Below are 16,920 nucleotides of genomic sequence, written 5' to 3' on the forward strand. Positions count from 1 at the left end.
CACTTTGAATTATTTAGCTCACCTTTATTTAGCACAGCCTACAGCCGATTCTCACTTTGGGAACTTATTGGGCGACTTTGGTGGTAAAAGGCATGTAGAACACTTACCAAACACGGTTAAAAATGGGCTCGATAACCACTATTTAGTCGATAAATTTACCGACTCCCATCCTTTAGTTAAACACGCCAAGCAGTACTTTTCACCCGAGCGTAAGCGATTTGCTGGTGTGGCTATTGATGTGGTGTTTGATTACTTTTTAATTGTGCATTGGCAACACTTTAGCAAGCAATCTTTAAGTGAGTTTAAGTACACCGGCTACCAGCTTTTAAATCAGCGCATACCTGTTATGCCAACGCGTATGCAGCATGTTATAACAAGTATGACTAAAAACGATTGGTTTAAAGAATACGAAACCATTGATGGAATAGGGCTAGCACTTGATAATATTGCCAAGCGTATTCGTTTCACTAACACTTTTTCGGGCGCGGCTGATGATATAGCGCGTAACTACGATGAATTAGAAGCCGTGTTTCTAGCGTTTTTTCCGGATCTAATTAAGCGTGTAAGTAAGTCTGGTTTTGAAAGCACTTAAAAAAGTTAGATAAAGAGCTTTATTTAAAGTCAGTACACATAACTATACGATGATTTGGCTGGGCGTTTTTTTGCTATTAACGACATTGAAATTGGTTATTCAGCCGATATTTTTGAAGATGATGTTGAAACAAAAACACAAGATATACTGCTTTCTTATAGAAAATTTAAAAATTCTAACATCACTTTTAACTATCAAACGCTTGAAGGGCTGCAAGGCACGGCTAGCAATTTAGGCGGCAATTAGTTAGGACAATTTTCTCGAAAAATACATGTTCAACTAAGTTTGAGCTATCTGGCCAACACAACTCTTATACCTTCAATAATACAAATCCAGATCTAGGTTTAAAAGATCTGGGTAGCGACATACAGCGGTGAAATTTCTTGGACTTCCGACAATAAAAAACTTATGGTCGTACTACGCGCTTGAGAACAAACAGGCCGGTATATAGATACTTCTTTTGGTGACTTGTCAGTAATTAAGTTTTTTAGTATTGAGCACCGTAATAGTGAATTTAGCAGGAATATTATGAGTAAGAATAACGATGTACCTCAAGCTTATGTGAAGCAAGAGGAAGGCTATCGAATAAAAGCCTTAAGATTGTACCCTTGGGTATGCGGGCGTTGTGCTCGTGAGTTTGAGTACTCTAATTTACGTGAGTTAACGGTGCATCATGTTGATCACAACCACAGTAATAATCCTGAGGATGGCAGTAATTGGGAGTTATTGTGTATTTATTGCCACGATAATGAGCACAATAAATACCACGAACACATTATGTATGGCGGGTCGACTACAGAGCGAAAAGTAGAGGCTGCAACGCATTCTCCGTTTGCTGATTTAAAATCGCTGTTAAATAAATCAAAGTAATATTTGAACCAAGTTAATGATTAAATAAATAGGCTAAAATTTATAACGGCGATTACTGGCTTAACAGTTATTGCAAAATGTAAGCTTTAGCGATTATTTTCCATTCATTATCTAATTTAGATAATGTTAGTGCATCATAAAAACGGTTAGTAGAACGAAATAAAACAACAGCTAAACGATCGTCAACTATGTTCATACTAATAATTTCACCATCGAGGTTTCCACCCGCTGGATTTTTGTTTGATGCCCATTGGTTAAGCACACTGGTCATATCTTTATACGACTTAATAACGTTTTTACCGTCGTCGTTTTTTACTACACCAACCATTGTTGCGTGCTCTGCTGCAAATGCGCGAAATAAACGCTCTTTATTCGCCTCACCTTGACCCTGAAAGTAGTCGTTTACTGCAGCTTTTATCGCGACTTTATCAGAGGCTTTATCTGCGTGTGCACTGAACGATAAAAAGGTAACACTTATAATAACTAACAACGATTTCAACATAAAACTCTCTTTTACTAATTCTAAAACGCACTAAACTTAAGGTTGCTGGCGTAAGCTAAAGCAACCTCATAATATTATATTTAAGTTAAATTTTACTAATTAAAGCTCTTTGGCTGTTTTGTCTTTTATGTCAAACCAGTTTGAATCGGCTGAATTAATAAAGCCTGGTACGTCTTTTAGCCATTGTTTTTGAACCGATTTATCAAGATTTAAATAAAGTTTGTTTTCAACAATTTTGAAAGCCTCTGGATCTACGTCAAACTTTTTCTCCATTGATACACCAAATGCACAAAAGCCACCAAATTGTGGGGCGTATTTTTCTGGGTTAGCTCTAAATAAGTCGCGGTGCTTAGCTGAGCTGAACTTATAAATGGCATTTTTATGCGTTGCAGTATATTCAGAACTGCCTGTTACCGCTTTGTTTTGGGTAAAGTAAGCAACGGTATCGTAACCACTAATTGCAATGTCGTTAACGTCGGCATTTGTGTCTATGTCTGCTGCAAAGCTTAGTGAACTTGCAAGTACCGATGCTGCAAAAAAAGCTGATCTAGTGAGTGTCGAAAATTTCATGTGTATCTCCAAAGGGGAATTTAATTAGTGTGTTTGTTTAAAACTCAACTGTACTTTATCGTTATTGTTTGGTTAATATGCGTCTATTAGTCTGCATTTTCATACCAATAATCCAAAGAGGCGTTTATGGACGTACTTTCGAGTGTGCTGAGGCATTTTTCACTTAATGCCAATGTGTTTTTTAGTGGGAACATGTGTGGTACTAGCGACTTTAGTGACGATAAAGGTGTTGGGCATTTACATTTATTGCGCTCAGGTACGTTAAAAGTGCGCAGTAATAATGGCTTCGAAGTCGTTTTGTCTAAGCCTTCGGTTATATTTTTTCCTCACTCTACAGGGCACTGTTTATTTTCGGATAAGGGGGAGGGGGCTGATTTAGTGTGTGCACAAATTAGCTATCAAAGCGGTGGGCATAGCCCTTTATTGCAGGCGCTGCCTTATTGCTTAAATTACGAATTAACGGGTGATGGATTATTAGCGCAAAGTGCTTTTTGGATTTTTGATGAGGCATTTAAAGACGCCAGCGGTAAGCATTTAATTATAGATCGCTTATGCGATGTATTTTTAATTAGTGTGCTGCGAAAAGTACTAGAAGAAGGCACAATTAAAAGCGGAATGATGGCAGGGTTTGCCCATCCTCAGTTGGCTAAGGTATTAATTAAAATACATCAAACCCCAGAGCAAAGCTGGTCGCTTAGCGCTATGGCTGAGGAGTGTGGTATGTCGCGTTCTAAATTTGCCGATACCTTTAAGCGAGTAATTGAGCAAACACCGGCTGACTATTTGGCTGATTGGCGTTTATCGGTTGCTAAAAAGCTTATTTTAAAAAATCAAAATATGGATTTAGTGGCTAATCAAGTTGGGTACGAAAATGGCTCCGCACTTGCCCGTGTATTTAGGAAAAAAACGGGGCAAGCGCCAAAAGAGTGGTTATTGAGTCAGCAGTAAATTTTTTAGTAAGTTACTTTTTTAATCGGGTAAAACTTTTTAAACTCTGGGAGTGCAGTATTTAGAGCTCTGGATGTCAGTTTTACGTTGATAAAAATAGTGTTTATGTGATTTGAATTAGCCAGTACTGCAACATACAGCTGTTATTCTATTATATGACCTAACTTTCGCCATATTCCTATTCGCTTTATTACGAAAAGTTAAAGAACCAATAGCATTCTTTGGCACTAACTTAACCGCGCTCTCCTTATCTGTTTTATCACATTTTTGCGGCTCATTTATTTATGGAGTTGTGCTGAGTGTGGTTATTATCGCGACCCTATTTTTAGTCTCTTTTGTTTTAAAAAGAGATACCTAGCAACGCTTTATATTTACGTATATGACCATGAGTGGATTACTAACAAGTTGTATAGTTAAAGGCATTATGGTGGCCTACTTTTAGACTTTTTTGAGATAGATTTTAAACAGCTGATACTTTTTAAACTTTAGCTTTTTATTTTATCCATATTAAAACCAATCTGCTGCAACTTGCAGTGGAGTCGGGTCGCCTTTTTTAGATACCCAAAACACTAATGCTTGCTTTGTTGGCGATATTTTTTTAGCGCGAGGCAGGGTTAAGTCAGTTAATGATAATTGCTGCTTAGTTTGCATGTTACTTTGCTCGTAACCTATAACGACAAAGTCGTGTTTTAACTTATGGCCTGCGTTTTCGCCGCTGTGTATTTGTGTTTCTATACCAAAGCCTAACAGAGCTACATGAGCTGTTAAGTTTTGGTTAGTATCATCTTTGGTATTAACGGTATCGTATTCGAGGTTAATTTTACTGTTGTTTATAGTCGCTTTTAAATTACCTAAATAAGGGGTTTTAGTTATAGGTATGGTTTGTTTATAAAACCAACCTTGCCATCCGCTGCCGTTAACCATAAACCCGGGTGTTGCTACAATACGGCTTTTACCTAAGGCTTTATAGGTGCGTTGTCTTTTACTAAAAACAGCAGAGGCAAAGGGGTCTTTCCATCCTAAATAATCCCAATAAGTAACATGAAAATTAATAGGGATTAAATCAGTCCATAGTTTTTCATCATCTGTAAACGTTGAAATCCAGCGCTCTGCTGGTGGGCAACTACTGCAGCCTTGCGATGTGTAAAGCTCTAAAAAGGTAGTTGGATTAGCTGTACTTGTAATGGTTACTTGCTCAGCAGCTTGGCTTTGAGAGCAAAATATTATTAACCCAGCCAATGCTGGAAAAAGCGATTGAGACAGTGTTTTAAAAGGCATGTTACTTCTCGAAAAGATTTATACTGTCTGTAGCATAAGTGATATTTGTAGATGAAGTATCACGAAATACTCACAATTAAATCACGTTTTAACCGTATATTTATCTATTAAAAACTTAATTTGAACACCCGCTCAAGTTGTGCTTTAATCATTGTTCAATTATTGAGGGACTTTACATGATTAAATTTTATTTTCACCATACGCCTAACCCAATGAAGGTGGCACTCTTTTTAGAAGAAACAGGCTTGCCGTTTGAGCTTGTTCCTCTTGATACTTTGAAAGGTGAGCAACATACACCTGAATTTAAAGCAATTAATCCAAACGCTAAAGCACCTGCCATTGTTGATGGTGAAACGCGTGTGTTCGATTCGAATGCTATTTTAATGTACCTTTCTGAAAAATATGCAAAGCTAGAGGGGAAGGCCGATGACCGCGCTGAAATGCTGTCGTGGTTAATGTTTATTGCATCTGGTTTGGGTCCGTATTCTGGGCAAAGTGTACACTTTAGACATATGGCGCCAGAAGGGCTTGATTACGCGGTTAATCGATATTTGCGTGAAGCACAGCGTCACTACGAAGTGCTTGATACGCACCTTGAAGGTCGTGACTTTATTGTGGGTGATACATATACCATTGCTGATGTATCTGCATGGGGGTGGATTGATAAAGCGTCGGTTGTATTAGGTGAAGAGGGCTTAGCGCCTTATCCTAATCTTAAACGTTGGTTTGAAAGCATTGATAGCCGCCCAGCGGTTGCACGTGCACGCGTAATTGGTACTGATATAGCCTTTAAAAAAGAGTTTGATGAAGATGCTAAAAAAGCATTTTTCCCTTCCAATTACCCTAAACAATAACTATAGTAAGCGAGCTTATTATGGGCCGCTAGTTAACCTGAACTCTGGATAATAAATCTACCTCAAGCAACTATTTTCAGCGCTCACTGCGTTGAATTTACTTGCAATAGGTCAGCTATTGACGCGTAAATTCGCCTTGTTTTCACTGAAAATCTCTGGCTAGAGAAAATAAATTTAAATATCAATATAATTCAGTAGGTTAGTAAGTATCTTAACCAGAATTCAGGTTAATTATCAAATTTTAATGATTTCTCTATTGTTGGACTGATTACTTAACGTGATGGTCGTTAAAAATAGTGAACTCTCATGTTCGATAGAGTCCTCTAGTAAAATACAAAAAATAAGTAAACGCGTATTTATTCCTGCTTTACCCCATCCTAATTTTGAGAATAAATCATCTATCAGGTTTTGCGTTATGCTTTTAACCCCAATCCAATAATCTAAGTCTTCTTCCAATTCGTGAGTGAGTTTTAGTAAGGTTTGATTTAGTTTTTCTAGCGTTTCAAAATGGTTTGTACTGGCATCAAATGCTTTAACTGCTTTTTTTACATTTTTTAATGTTGTTGGAAAACGCTTTAGCGCTCTTGCAGCTTTTCCAATGGTTGTAAGGCGTTTAGCTACTCCCTTCCACGACTTATTTGCATTGGCACCATTTTGAGAATCAGGGACAAGCGCAAGATAGTCATCCCATTTATCTGTATTTTTTAAATCTTTTTTAATACGACGGTAATCAACGGTTCTACTAGAATCCCCATCTAATAAATGGTCAAACAATATACTTAGATCATTATATGATTCATCTTTTAGGGCATATAAATGCAGTATATTAAAAATAACTTTCCTTTCAAAAGGCGAACCACTTTGTAAGTAAATTAAATAACGTGCTGCATTATGATATAGCTTATCGCCATTTAGCTGTTCAAATTGTGCATAGACTTCATGCCCAGAACGCATCGTCATTGCTATGACGCTACTAGTATAAATGTTGCTGTTTTCAATACTATGTTGATAACGACTAATTGCGACTTTTATATTTTGCTCGGGAATAAGTATGGGTACATCTATTGGTAAAGAGTCGGCATGACGGTGGGTCGACAAATCAAGGGAATCAAAGAAGTCTTCAATCTCTCTTAAATTGTGCAGTTTGTTATCTTGATTTGTATATTCAAGTGAAATAGCACCATTAAACTCGGGATCTAATGCTGATTGCGCAACACCAAAGATGATTCCTAATTTTGCTTGTCTGGATTCTGAAAGCCCTGATGCAGTTCCTTTAATGGTGTAATCGTGTTTAACATATAAGTTACCATTGGCATCAACTTCAACCGTTAAGTCTCGATTAATATCGCGTACTTTACTAATATCAAAGCCAATAATGTTTAGGCCCAGCCGAGTTGAACTATTAAGTGCTGTTTCAAACCGTGTAGTGATAGGTATTAAGTTTATTGCACCCGCTCTGTTTAATGCTTGCATAAGTAATGAGGCTTTTTTCCCGTCGCCTATCGCTAAACAGCGGAATAAGGTTTGTACTTGTTTATTTTCTGGTTGGAGGATTGTTATTTTTAATTTTTGAAGTTCGAATAAACGTTGTTGTTTAATCGATTCTAAATTAAGACCAAACTTAATGTTGGCTGCTTTTTCTAATTTTTCAGTGATGTTCTTTTTAAATATCTGGTATCGATTTATTACACGATTAAAATTAGCTTCTATATTTTGATCAAAATTAGCAATCGTCTGTGCTACGTCATCGCCGAGCGAAGCGATAGGTTTTAGTTGGGAAGCTGTTTTCTCTTTTAAATCGTTAGCAAACTCATCCGCTTTCTCACGAAGTTTTTGCTGTAATATTTTTATTTTTTCAGACAGATATTTTTCTGACTTGTGCTGAGCAGCCATAAAAATAGGGTCAGCATTTGATTGCACAACGCCAAATAAACTCAGTAATCTATTAATTATAGATGTTGCTAAGTCGTCTGGGGCCGCTTCTGTTGAGAGCAATGTCTTATTGAATTGCACGATTAGCTCATCATCAAGTAACTTTTTAATTACATCATCGATCTCATTTTGTCCTAGTGTGATTTCGGCTATTGGCTTGTACCATGTATCTTCATCAATTGTATGTAATATGTCATCAACCAAGATTTGGCCAGGGTTACTGTATTCCTCAAGCTTACTAACCAGTTCATTACCTTTACCAAGCAGCATTTCTATGTACTGTTTGGCGAGTGCATCCATTCCTTCAATTTCTGCTTCAAGTGCTAGTTTTAAGGTGTTTTTTGTCTGCTCTGTTTCTCTTAAAGTTAGTAATAGTTCTATTTGCTGTTGATCATTACGATATACATCAAGTTCCAAGTCACCAGCTATTTCTTGGCGCCTTGAAAGTGAGACTGCTACGGAGGCGTCTACTCCAATAAGATGCCCTTTAAGATTTGTTTTTGAAGCGAGCGATTTTCCAATTTCTAATTCGCCAGATAATATTAGAGAAGATGCCATTTTAATTGAAAATGCACGATATCCCTCTCTAGCATCACTACTAGTACGCTTGACTAATTGAGTGTTTATATCGTTCAAGTTCCAAGGGCGAACTGGTTTTTTAAACATACTCCACAGGGTTTTATAGCTAGTAGTTTCTTCATTTACTTGGTAGTACGAATCAAACTCCACACTACCTGATTTATCTAAACCGGCACCTATTTTAAAAATATTAGCAGAGGTTGATGTTGATACATTAATATCATAGGCAGCTTTTACATCTTGATTGACGAGGCAAAACCCATTTGGAAGTGTTTTGGATAAAAATGTTGGGCGCTTTGTGTCATTTAAAACAGAGATACTAAATTCACCGTAGGCACCAGCTGTTACACCAACACTAAGTTGATCAATTTTTGATTTGTGCTCTTTAGTAAATTCAAACTCTTTTTTTAATCCGTTAGTTTGTTCACCAATTGGTGTTTCAAGAACAGACCAAAGTTGAAATGCTTTATAGGCTTCTTGATAAATTTCAGAGCTTTTAATTTTTTTTATTTGTTCAGCTGAAAAAAGTACGACTATATTTTCAATGACCTTTTTTATTTCCTCGACTAGGTCATCTATATTGGGGTCTTTAATAATTCCATAAGCACTGTTAACCAAAGTAATAATATCAGAAAGCTTAGTGCTATTTGCTTCATCAATATTAAAGTACTTTTTTAAATTTGCGGCAGAAGATAGGCTTTCGAGTAAGTCGTGGGCTTTAGCTGGTGCTAAATATGAGGAAGGAACAACGCGATCAAGTGATGTTAGTGATATCATTTTAAAAATCCTTTTGATTTTAGTTTATATTTTATTGATCACCTTTTATGCGACTACATCAACTGTAACCTAGAATAAATTGCTGTTAAATAAATGGCAAGGCTATATTTTAAACAACATATTGATTGAATCATAAGTGCTTAATTTTTGGTTATAAGCGTAACTAGAATAAACGATTTAATTAAAAGCTGCGCTTTTCACTCGAGCAAGCTCGGCGTCTGCAATAAATATTAAACCCGAGTTTAGCTTTATTTGTAGGCGTACAGCTTGCTGACGCGACGAGCAAAGCTCGTAATGTTTTTTGGTTGTAATCGTAACTATAACGATTTGATTAAAAGCTGCGCTTTCACGCGAGCAAGCTCGGCGTCTACAGTAAATATTAAACCCCGAGTTCAGCTTTACCTGTAGGCGTACAGCTTGCTGACGCGACGAGCAAAGCTCGTAATGTTTTTTGGTTGTAAGCGTAACTAGAATAAACGATTTGATTAAAAGCTGCGCTTTTCACGCGAGCAAGCTCGGCGTCTACAATAAATATTAAACCCCGAGTTCAGCTTTACCTGTAGGCGTACAGCTTGCTGACGCGACGAGCAAAGCTCGTAATGTTTTTTGGTTGTAAGCGTAACTAGAATAAACGATTTGATTAAAAGCTGCGCTTTTCACGCGAGCAAGCTCGGCGTCTACAATAAATATTAAACCCCAAGTTTAGCTTTACCTGTAGGCGTACAGCTTGCTGACGCGACGAGCAAAGCTCGTAATACTTACCTATATACACTTATCTATAAAAGCTTTAAAAACTTGCTTGCTTAATTATCCTACTAAGCGTAAAATGCGCGCTCATTTCGGCTTTTAAACTATTAATTCCTTGCCTTAAACCGACCGGCCGAAACGGTAGAAGGCTCTATTAACCGTAAGGAATATCCATGCGTCATTACGAAATCGTATTCATGGTTCACCCAGATCAGAGTGAGCAAGTTGCTGGTATGATCGAACGTTATACTGGTTCTATCACTGAAGCTGGTGGTGTTATCCACCGTCTTGAAGATTGGGGCCGTCGTCAATTGGCTTACCCAATTAACAAGCTTCATAAAGCTCACTATGTTCTAATGAACGTTGAAGCACCAACTGAAGTAATCAGCGAGCTAGAAACTACTTTCCGCTACAACGATGCAGTGCTTCGTAACTTAGTTATCCGCACTAAAACTGCTGAAACTGAAGCGTCTCCTCTTGCAAGAGAAGAGAAGAAAGAAGCACCAGCTGCTTAATTGTTTTGAGTCCAAGCATGGCGTTTAACTGGCGGTAAATATAAATGGTTAGCCCTTTTATGAATCAGCTGGTTATATCTGGGGTAGTTTGTAAAACGCCCAAGTTTAGCCAAAGCCCAGCTGGCATCCCGCATTGTATTTTTGTTGTAGAACATAAATCGATGCAAACCGAAGCAGACCTTAACCGTAATAGTTACGTGAGGCTTCAGGTAGTTGCCAGTGGAAAGCAAATGCAACAACAGACTCAACATTTGCACGTTGGGCAGGCATTGCAAGTGAGTGGTTTTTTAAATCGCCACGAAGGTCGTAACGGCCTTAGCCAATTGGTTTTGCATGCTCAGCATATCGAAAGAATTATTTGAGGAATTAATCTCATGGCACGTTATTTCAGACGTCGTAAGTTCTGCCGCTTTAAAGCGGAAGGCGTAAAACAAATCGATTACAAAGATCTAGCTACTCTTAGAAACTATGTTACAGAAAGTGGCAAAATCGTACCTAGCCGTATCACAGGTACTAGCGCTAAATTTCAGCGCCAGCTAGCAACTGCTATTAAGCGTGCTCGCTACTTAGCCCTTCTTCCATACACTGACTTACATAAGTAAGCAGCGGATTAACAGTTTTTAAAAGGTGTAGAAACATGCAAGTTATTCTACTAGATAAGATCGCTAACCTAGGTAGCCTAGGTGAACAGGTTGTAGTTAAATCTGGTTTCGCACGTAACTTCCTTTTCCCTCAAGGTAAGGCAGTTCCTGCGACTAAAGCTAACATTGAAACGTTTGACGCTCGTCGTGCAGAACTTGAAGCGAAAATCGCTGAACAGTTAGTTGCTGCACAAGCACGCGCTGAAAAACTAGAAGCATTAGCAGAAGTTACATTAGTATCTAAAGCTGGTGACGAAGGTAAGTTATTCGGTTCAATCGGTACTCGTGACATCGCTGACGCTATCTCAGCTGTTGGTGTTGAAGTTGCTAAGTCAGAAGTTCGTTTGCCTCTAGGTACTATCCGTGAGACAGGTGAATTTGACGTATCAATTTCAGTTCACTCAGACGTAACGGCTACTATCAAAGTAATCGTAATCGCTGAAGCTTAATTTTTAATTAAGCGACAAAAGCCGTGCTATTAGCACGGCTTTTTTGTGCCTATAATTTGGCTAACTTTATTAGTTAAGGGCACTGTTAAATAATACTAATCCGCAATAATACTTAATCATTTTGCGGGGCTAAACGTGTCGCTACCTGTGTTAAAAAATTCTCATTTACGACTGCATGGATGCAGAAGGTAGAGCAATGCAGGAGCAATTGCCGAGAACAACTAAATAGCGAATTTTTTGTCTAGCTATCAACACGTTTTTCCATCCTCAAAATAGATCACTTAATTAAGCGAATTGGTATAAAGCCTCGTATAAGCCCCTTTTTTATTCAATTATTCTTTCATTCTCCTTAAACCTTTTCGAACTGTCATTACGTCTAACTTATCAATACACTTAAATAGCAATTCAACAATAATAATTAAAAGGCGGCATCACGGATGTTACACGTTAAACCCGAACCAACGCTTTTGTGCGAAGCTGCACTCATTGAGCGAGTTAAATCGGGTGATCAAGGCGCATACACAACGCTTTATGAGTTACATATAAAACGAGTATACGGTTTATGTTTACGCTTATTAGCAGACCAAGCACACGCAGAAGACGCCGCCCAAGAGGTATTTGTACAGGTATGGCATAAAATAGCATTGTTTGATGGGCGTTCGCAGTTTTCTACTTGGCTTTACAGTGTTGCCAGTAATGTAGCGATAAGTTACCTGCGCAAGCAAAAAAACTGGTTACAAAAAGTAGTAAGTATTGAACACAGCGGTATGGATGAGCAATCAGCTAACGACTGCAAAGGCTTAAATGGCCTCGATAAGTTAATAGTAAGGCTTCCTGAGCGCGCACGTATGGTATTTGTATTATTTGCTATTGAAGGTTACAGGCACGAGGAAATCGCGGAGCAATTAGGTATGGCTGTTGGTTCAAGTAAGTCACAGTATCATCGTGCTAGGCAGTTATTACAAGAGTGGTATGAAAATGAATAAACCAAATTTTGACGACTATTTAAATGAGTCATTAAACACGCTTGATAAAGACATTACGCCGCAAAAAGACCTGTGGGCGGGAATTGAGCGAGCAATGGTTAGTAATAAGCAGGACCTAAAAGGAACTATTATTTGGCCAAAACTAACGGCAATAGCTGCGTGTACTGTGGCTGCTTTAATTGCTGTAAATATATTTTTTATAGCACCTGAACCACTGCCCGTAGTGGCTATAAGTGATTACTTTTCGGCTCAAAAAAATAGTTTGTTAGTTGAATACGAAAATAAAGAAGCATTGACCACTAACTGGCAAACGCAGCTACAAGAACTGGAAGAAGCTGAGCAAGCAATAAAGCAAGCTCTTGAAAACGAACCACAAAACCAAGCGCTACTGACAATGTTAGCGCAAATATATCAACAACAACTTGATTTAATTAACAAGGTGCACGCGCCACGTTGGCAGCACATTTAGGAGTACGACATGAAAGCGATTTTATTAGGACTGAGCTTATTTCCATTGGCAGTATTTGCGGGTGAAAAAATAGATAAGCAAATAGACGTACCAAGTGGCGGCACTATTTTTATTGAAAACCAACGCGGTGATATACATATTACAGGCTGGGATAAAAACGAATTTAAAGTCTCTGGCGAGCTTGATGACAAAGCCGAGGGTTATGAGCTTAAAACAAATGGCGATAAAACACAGTTTATTGTAAAAATGCCACGTAAATCAAATTGGGGTAATAATGGCGATGGCTCAAGCTTAACCATATTTATGCCTAAAAGCAGTAGCTTAGAGTTTGCTGGCGTAAATGTATCGGTGACTGCAAAAGAGCTTAAAAATGGCGCTGAAGTTGATGTGGTTAACGGCGAAATTACGGTAGATGATATTACTGGCAACATTAAGCTCACCACTGTAAATGGTGATGTGAACGCTGAAAACTTAAACGGTAATATTCAATTTGAAACCGTAAATGGTGAAATTAACGATAGGCAATCAGGTGGAGAGCTGCGTTTTAGCGCTGTTAATGGTGATATTAAATCAACTTCAAGCGCTAATGATGTACGCCTTGAAAACGTAAATGGCGATATAAAATTTACGCTATCGGCTATTAAAAACCTACGTATTAATACGGTCAATGGCGAAGCAGAAGTACAGATTAACGAGCTTTTAAAAGGCGGTGATGTACGTTTTGAATCAGTAAGTGGTGATGCCGACTTTTATTTCCCACAAAGTGTATCAGCAAAGTTTGAAATTAAAGCCCATGCTAATGGTAAAATCATTAACAAAGTCAGTAGTGACAAAGTCAGTAAAGCTAAATATGGCCCAGCCAGTGATTTAGAGTTTAGTATTAATGGCGGTAATGCAAATGTTGAAATGGATACAATTAGTGGGCGAATAGAGCTGCGTACCAAATAACACTCATTCCCCATCACGATTACAAAAAGCAGGAAAGATTTCCTGCTTTTCTATTTGCACAGCCCCTGCAAGTCGATAGAATAGAGCCATTCAATTTTACTACTGTGAAGTTATGGCCAAACCAGATAAGCAAGTCGATACTCTTAAAGTTCCTCCCCATTCAATAGAAGCTGAACAATCTGTTTTAGGTGGCTTAATGCTTGATAACCAAGCTTTTGACCGCGTAGCTGAGCTTGTTGTATCACAGGATTTTTATACCCGCACGCACAAGTTAATTTTTGAGGCGATGACGGCACTTGCTGAGATTGGCGATCCGATAGATTTAATCACTATTTCTGAAAGTTTAGAAAAAAATAATAAACTTGCAGGCATTGGTGGTTTTGCTTACTTAGCCGAAATTGCTAAAAATACCCCAAGTGCAGCCAACATTGATGCCTACGCAAACATTGTACGTGAGCGTGCTGTTGTACGTGAAATGATTGGCGTGGCAAATGAAATAGCCGAAGCGGGTTTTAATACCGAAGGGCGTACTAGTCACGACCTACTCGATTTTGCCGAAAGCAAAGTATTTAAAATTGCCGAGCAACGTACAAAAAGTACAGAAGGCCCGCAAAGTATTCATAACATACTCGAAAAAACCGTTGATAAAATAGAAGAGCTTTATCAATCACCACAAGATGGTGTTACGGGTGTAAGTACAGGTTATGCCGATCTAGATAAAATGACGACAGGCCTGCAACCTTCTGACTTAATTATTGTTGCAGCGCGTCCATCTATGGGTAAAACCACTTTTGCGATGAACCTTGCAGAACATGCCGCAATGACTCAAGACAAACCCGTGCTAATTTACTCGCTAGAGATGCCTTCAGAACAAATTATGATGAGGATGCTAGCGTCTCTTGGCCGTATTAACCAAACTAAGGTACGTACAGGTCAGTTAGATGATGACGATTGGGCGCGACTTTCATCAACAATGGGCTTGTTGATGGAAAAAGGCAAAATGTATGTTGATGATGCCTCGGGCTTAACACCTACCGATGTTCGTTCTCGTGCACGTCGTATTGCGCGTGACCACGGCGGCATTAGTATGATCATGGTCGATTACTTGCAGCTAATGCGCGTACCTAGCCTTGCTGATAACCGAACGCTTGAAATTGCTGAAATTTCGCGTTCACTTAAATCGCTAGCAAAAGAGCTAAAATGTCCGGTTGTTGCGCTTTCGCAGCTAAACCGTACGCTAGAGCAACGTGCCGATAAACGCCCAATTAACTCAGATTTACGTGAGTCAGGGTCGATAGAGCAGGATGCCGATTTAATCATGTTTATTTACCGTGACGAAGTTTATAACGAAGACAGTACCGATAAAGGTATTGCCGAAATCATCATAGGTAAACAACGTAACGGCCCAATTGGTAAAGTGCGTTTAACATTCCAAGGTCAATTTTCTCGCTTTGATAACTATGCGGGACCAGCGGTAGATGACGATTACTAATGCGCTTAGCCACTGCTGAAATTAATTTAGCTGCACTTGCGCATAATTTAGCGCAAGTTAAGGGCTTTGCACCTAACAGCAAAGTAATGGCGGTGCTAAAAGCAAATGCTTACGGGCATGGATTAGTAACGATTGCGCAGCATTTAAATAATGCTGACGCATTTGCTGTGGCGCGTATTGATGAAGGGCTTGCCCTTCGAGCTGGGGGCTTAACAAAGCCAATAGTTTTACTAGAAGGCTTTTTTAACAAAGCTGACTTACCTATTTTACTCGCTAATAACTTTCAAACTATTATTCATGATGAATACCAATTAGCTGCGCTTGAAAAAGCAAAGCTCGATGCGCCAATAACATGCTGGTTAAAAGTAAATACAGGTATGCATCGATTAGGTATTGCGCCAGAGCAGTTTGAAGCGTTTTATAACCGCTTACAAAAAACACCTAACGCTAAAAATACCGTTAATTTAATGACCCACTTTTCGTGTGCTGATGACGTTGATAATGCTAAGACGGTTCAACAAATTACGTTGTTTGATAATTTAGTGAATGGCATTGAGCAAGCGCATTGTTTATCAAATTCGGCTGGTATTATTGCCTGGCCAAGCGGTCATGGTGATTGGGTACGTCCTGGGCTTATGCTCTATGGTGTATCGCCAATGGCAAATAGCATTGGGCAACAACACAAATTAAAACCAGTTATGCGTTTAACTACGCGCGTAATTGCAGTGCGTGATGTGCCTGCTAATGAGGCTGTTGGATATGGTGGTCGTTGGAAAAGCGATAAACCAACCAAGTTAGCTGTTGTGGCTATGGGTTATGGCGATGGTTATCCTCGGCATGCTAAAGAGGGGACACCGGTAATAATTGGTAAGCAGCGTTATGGTATTGTAGGAAGCGTAGCTATGGACATGATCAGCGTTGATATAGGCGCTAATGAGCATAATATTAAAGTTGGCGACAGAGTCACTATGTGGGGCCCTGAGCTACCCGTTGAAGAAATAGCACTGTGCGCTGATACTATTCCTTACGAGCTATTATGTAATATTACACCACGCGTAAGTTATGAGTATCAGCGTTAATACAGCTATAAGCGATACTTACTCTTTTATAAAGTAAATGTCGCTAAAGCCCATACGGGCAAATTCTTGGTCGCGAAAGTTACGCACAGAAGCAGACCCTTTTGAGGTCATTTCTATTTGGCGTACCATGCTTAAGTAATTTGTTAAATCAATACCTTCGGCGGCAGCAATTGCTTGATACATGTCGTGGTATTTATCTTTTGCGAAGTTAATTTCGCGCGGTTGGTTTTTAAACGTATACGTTATTCTACGTGCCATAATAAGCTCAGTTAAATTGAGTGTTAGTATAATTTTACACTGTATTGAACTGGCATTGAATGATTTGTTTAAATCAAATAATTAAAAAGTAGAGTTTAAAATGAAATTATCAGTAGAGATCAGTAAATATCCACTTCACCAAGATTACATTCCGTTTATTAAAGGCTTTATCGACCGCTTAAACGAATACGAAGATTTAAAAGTGATTACTAATACGTTATCAACGCAAATTTTTGGTGATTACGATTTAGTTATGCAGGTGTTAAATACCGAAATTAAGCGTTCATATGAAGAATTTGGTAAAGCTATTTTTGTATGTAAGTTTCTCTCTGGCGACTTATCGCCTGAATAATCTATAATACCAACCTGCATAAATCTTTGATCAATTTAACGAATTAAATTGCACTATAACGTCGTTAAAAATTTTTTATTTA

Annotated in this window: 20 protein-coding genes; 15 read left to right on the forward strand and 5 right to left on the reverse strand. The window is 38.5% G+C overall.

Annotated elements, in window-relative coordinates:
- The first annotated feature begins 4 nt into the window (after positions 1-4).
- The 3 genes from DO88_RS15680 to DO88_RS15670 all read left to right on the forward strand — a co-directional run bounded on the left by DO88_RS15680 (position 5) and on the right by DO88_RS15670 (position 1,462).
- The gene (locus DO88_RS15680) at positions 5-592 is read left to right on the forward strand and encodes an acyl carrier protein phosphodiesterase (RefSeq protein ID WP_033038103.1); all 588 of its coding nucleotides are present in this window, start codon (positions 5-7) and stop codon (positions 590-592) included.
- Positions 593-646: 54 nt separating this feature from the next.
- A complete protein-coding gene (locus DO88_RS15675; protein ID WP_008134268.1) occupies positions 647-838 on the forward strand; it encodes a hypothetical protein in 192 nt (63 codons plus the stop codon).
- A gap of 282 nt (positions 839-1,120) precedes the next feature.
- Positions 1,121-1,462, forward strand: coding sequence for a YajD family HNH nuclease (locus DO88_RS15670; RefSeq protein WP_033028867.1), 342 nt, complete (start codon positions 1,121-1,123; stop codon positions 1,460-1,462).
- Between the two features lie 67 nt (positions 1,463-1,529).
- Here the strand turns inward: DO88_RS15670 and DO88_RS15665 are convergent, their stop codons facing one another.
- Both DO88_RS15665 and DO88_RS15660 read right to left on the reverse strand, forming a co-directional pair.
- Positions 1,530-1,964, reverse strand: coding sequence for a nuclear transport factor 2 family protein (locus DO88_RS15665; protein WP_033038104.1), 435 nt, complete (start codon positions 1,962-1,964; stop codon positions 1,530-1,532).
- Between the two features lie 99 nt (positions 1,965-2,063).
- Positions 2,064-2,534: a YHS domain-containing (seleno)protein gene (locus tag DO88_RS15660; protein ID WP_033038106.1), complete on the reverse strand. Its 471-nt coding sequence runs from the start codon at positions 2,532-2,534 to the stop codon at positions 2,064-2,066.
- Between the two features lie 126 nt (positions 2,535-2,660).
- Between DO88_RS15660 and DO88_RS15655 the strand changes: the two genes are divergently transcribed.
- Complete coding sequence (locus tag DO88_RS15655) at positions 2,661-3,482, forward strand: AraC family transcriptional regulator (protein WP_033028866.1); 822 nt, start codon at positions 2,661-2,663, stop codon at positions 3,480-3,482.
- Between the two features lie 507 nt (positions 3,483-3,989).
- Here DO88_RS15655 and DO88_RS15650 read toward each other — a convergent pair.
- Positions 3,990-4,760, reverse strand: a complete 771-nt coding sequence (locus DO88_RS15650; protein ID WP_033038107.1) for a DUF1223 domain-containing protein — start codon at positions 4,758-4,760, stop codon at positions 3,990-3,992.
- Positions 4,761-4,936: 176 nt separating this feature from the next.
- Here DO88_RS15650 and DO88_RS15645 point away from each other — a divergent pair, with 176 nt between their 5' ends.
- Positions 4,937-5,614, forward strand: coding sequence for a glutathione S-transferase family protein (locus tag DO88_RS15645; protein WP_033028864.1), 678 nt, complete (start codon positions 4,937-4,939; stop codon positions 5,612-5,614).
- Positions 5,615-5,848: 234 nt separating this feature from the next.
- Here the strand turns inward: DO88_RS15645 and DO88_RS15640 are convergent, their stop codons facing one another.
- Positions 5,849-8,902: a hypothetical protein gene (locus DO88_RS15640; protein ID WP_033038109.1), complete on the reverse strand. Its 3,054-nt coding sequence runs from the start codon at positions 8,900-8,902 to the stop codon at positions 5,849-5,851.
- Positions 8,903-9,822: 920 nt separating this feature from the next.
- Between DO88_RS15640 and rpsF the strand changes: the two genes are divergently transcribed.
- The 9 genes from rpsF (at position 9,823) to alr (ending at position 16,228) form a co-directional block, all read left to right on the forward strand.
- A complete protein-coding gene (gene rpsF / locus DO88_RS15635) occupies positions 9,823-10,164 on the forward strand; it encodes a 30S ribosomal protein S6 (RefSeq protein ID WP_007378473.1) in 342 nt (113 codons plus the stop codon).
- A 44-nt stretch (positions 10,165-10,208) separates the two neighbouring features.
- Positions 10,209-10,526, forward strand: coding sequence for a primosomal replication protein N (gene priB / locus DO88_RS15630; protein ID WP_033015549.1), 318 nt, complete (start codon positions 10,209-10,211; stop codon positions 10,524-10,526).
- Positions 10,527-10,538: 12 nt separating this feature from the next.
- Positions 10,539-10,766: a 30S ribosomal protein S18 gene (gene rpsR, locus DO88_RS15625; protein WP_007378475.1), complete on the forward strand. Its 228-nt coding sequence runs from the start codon at positions 10,539-10,541 to the stop codon at positions 10,764-10,766.
- Positions 10,767-10,801: 35 nt separating this feature from the next.
- Positions 10,802-11,254, forward strand: a complete 453-nt coding sequence (gene rplI / locus DO88_RS15620; protein WP_002962755.1) for a 50S ribosomal protein L9 — start codon at positions 10,802-10,804, stop codon at positions 11,252-11,254.
- 437 nt (positions 11,255-11,691) lie between these two features.
- On the forward strand, positions 11,692-12,240 hold the full coding sequence (locus tag DO88_RS15615; RefSeq protein ID WP_033038111.1) for an RNA polymerase sigma factor: 549 nt from the start codon (positions 11,692-11,694) through the stop codon (positions 12,238-12,240).
- Positions 12,227-12,709: a hypothetical protein gene (locus DO88_RS15610; RefSeq protein WP_033038112.1), complete on the forward strand. Its 483-nt coding sequence runs from the start codon at positions 12,227-12,229 to the stop codon at positions 12,707-12,709. Before DO88_RS15615 ends, DO88_RS15610 begins: the two co-directional genes overlap by 14 nt.
- Before the next feature lie 9 nt (positions 12,710-12,718).
- The gene (locus DO88_RS15605; protein WP_033038114.1) at positions 12,719-13,657 is read left to right on the forward strand and encodes a DUF4097 family beta strand repeat-containing protein; all 939 of its coding nucleotides are present in this window, start codon (positions 12,719-12,721) and stop codon (positions 13,655-13,657) included.
- 112 nt (positions 13,658-13,769) lie between these two features.
- Positions 13,770-15,149: a replicative DNA helicase gene (dnaB, locus tag DO88_RS15600; RefSeq protein ID WP_002963050.1), complete on the forward strand. Its 1,380-nt coding sequence runs from the start codon at positions 13,770-13,772 to the stop codon at positions 15,147-15,149.
- Positions 15,149-16,228, forward strand: coding sequence for an alanine racemase (alr, locus tag DO88_RS15595; protein WP_008135689.1), 1,080 nt, complete (start codon positions 15,149-15,151; stop codon positions 16,226-16,228). Before dnaB ends, alr begins: the two co-directional genes overlap by 1 nt.
- Before the next feature lie 18 nt (positions 16,229-16,246).
- On the opposite strand, the gene DO88_RS15590 is transcribed toward alr, so the two are convergent.
- Entirely contained in the window at positions 16,247-16,486 is a 240-nt protein-coding gene (locus tag DO88_RS15590) for a DUF2960 domain-containing protein (protein WP_007378480.1), read from the reverse strand.
- A 100-nt stretch (positions 16,487-16,586) separates the two neighbouring features.
- On the opposite strand from DO88_RS15590, the gene DO88_RS15585 reads away from it, so the two are divergent.
- On the forward strand, positions 16,587-16,838 hold the full coding sequence (locus DO88_RS15585; protein WP_008135690.1) for a hypothetical protein: 252 nt from the start codon (positions 16,587-16,589) through the stop codon (positions 16,836-16,838).
- The last annotated feature ends 82 nt before the right edge of the window (positions 16,839-16,920 follow it).

Origin of the sequence: Pseudoalteromonas sp. S3431, from assembly GCF_000690035.1 — a bacterium.
In the GTDB taxonomy this organism is placed as follows: domain Bacteria; phylum Pseudomonadota; class Gammaproteobacteria; order Enterobacterales; family Alteromonadaceae; genus Pseudoalteromonas; species Pseudoalteromonas fuliginea.

What these genes read in the sequence shown, in the direction of transcription:
- DO88_RS15670 (WP_033028867.1), top strand. Translation starts at nt 1,121, where the DNA reads ATGAGTAAGAATAACGATGTACCTCAAGCTTATGTGAAGCAAGAGGAA.
- DO88_RS15665 (WP_033038104.1), bottom strand. Translation starts at nt 1,964, where the DNA reads ATGTTGAAATCGTTGTTAGTTATTATAAGTGTTACCTTTTTATCGTTC.
- DO88_RS15660 (WP_033038106.1), bottom strand. Translation starts at nt 2,534, where the DNA reads ATGAAATTTTCGACACTCACTAGATCAGCTTTTTTTGCAGCATCGGTA.
- DO88_RS15655 (WP_033028866.1), top strand. Translation starts at nt 2,661, where the DNA reads ATGGACGTACTTTCGAGTGTGCTGAGGCATTTTTCACTTAATGCCAAT.
- DO88_RS15650 (WP_033038107.1), bottom strand. Translation starts at nt 4,760, where the DNA reads ATGCCTTTTAAAACACTGTCTCAATCGCTTTTTCCAGCATTGGCTGGG.
- DO88_RS15645 (WP_033028864.1), top strand. Translation starts at nt 4,937, where the DNA reads ATGATTAAATTTTATTTTCACCATACGCCTAACCCAATGAAGGTGGCA.
- DO88_RS15640 (WP_033038109.1), bottom strand. Translation starts at nt 8,902, where the DNA reads ATGATATCACTAACATCACTTGATCGCGTTGTTCCTTCCTCATATTTA.
- rpsF (WP_007378473.1), top strand. Translation starts at nt 9,823, where the DNA reads ATGCGTCATTACGAAATCGTATTCATGGTTCACCCAGATCAGAGTGAG.
- priB (WP_033015549.1), top strand. Translation starts at nt 10,209, where the DNA reads ATGGTTAGCCCTTTTATGAATCAGCTGGTTATATCTGGGGTAGTTTGT.
- rpsR (WP_007378475.1), top strand. Translation starts at nt 10,539, where the DNA reads ATGGCACGTTATTTCAGACGTCGTAAGTTCTGCCGCTTTAAAGCGGAA.
- rplI (WP_002962755.1), top strand. Translation starts at nt 10,802, where the DNA reads ATGCAAGTTATTCTACTAGATAAGATCGCTAACCTAGGTAGCCTAGGT.
- DO88_RS15615 (WP_033038111.1), top strand. Translation starts at nt 11,692, where the DNA reads ATGTTACACGTTAAACCCGAACCAACGCTTTTGTGCGAAGCTGCACTC.
- DO88_RS15610 (WP_033038112.1), top strand. Translation starts at nt 12,227, where the DNA reads ATGAAAATGAATAAACCAAATTTTGACGACTATTTAAATGAGTCATTA.
- DO88_RS15605 (WP_033038114.1), top strand. Translation starts at nt 12,719, where the DNA reads ATGAAAGCGATTTTATTAGGACTGAGCTTATTTCCATTGGCAGTATTT.
- dnaB (WP_002963050.1), top strand. Translation starts at nt 13,770, where the DNA reads ATGGCCAAACCAGATAAGCAAGTCGATACTCTTAAAGTTCCTCCCCAT.
- alr (WP_008135689.1), top strand. Translation starts at nt 15,149, where the DNA reads ATGCGCTTAGCCACTGCTGAAATTAATTTAGCTGCACTTGCGCATAAT.
- DO88_RS15590 (WP_007378480.1), bottom strand. Translation starts at nt 16,486, where the DNA reads ATGGCACGTAGAATAACGTATACGTTTAAAAACCAACCGCGCGAAATT.
- DO88_RS15585 (WP_008135690.1), top strand. Translation starts at nt 16,587, where the DNA reads ATGAAATTATCAGTAGAGATCAGTAAATATCCACTTCACCAAGATTAC.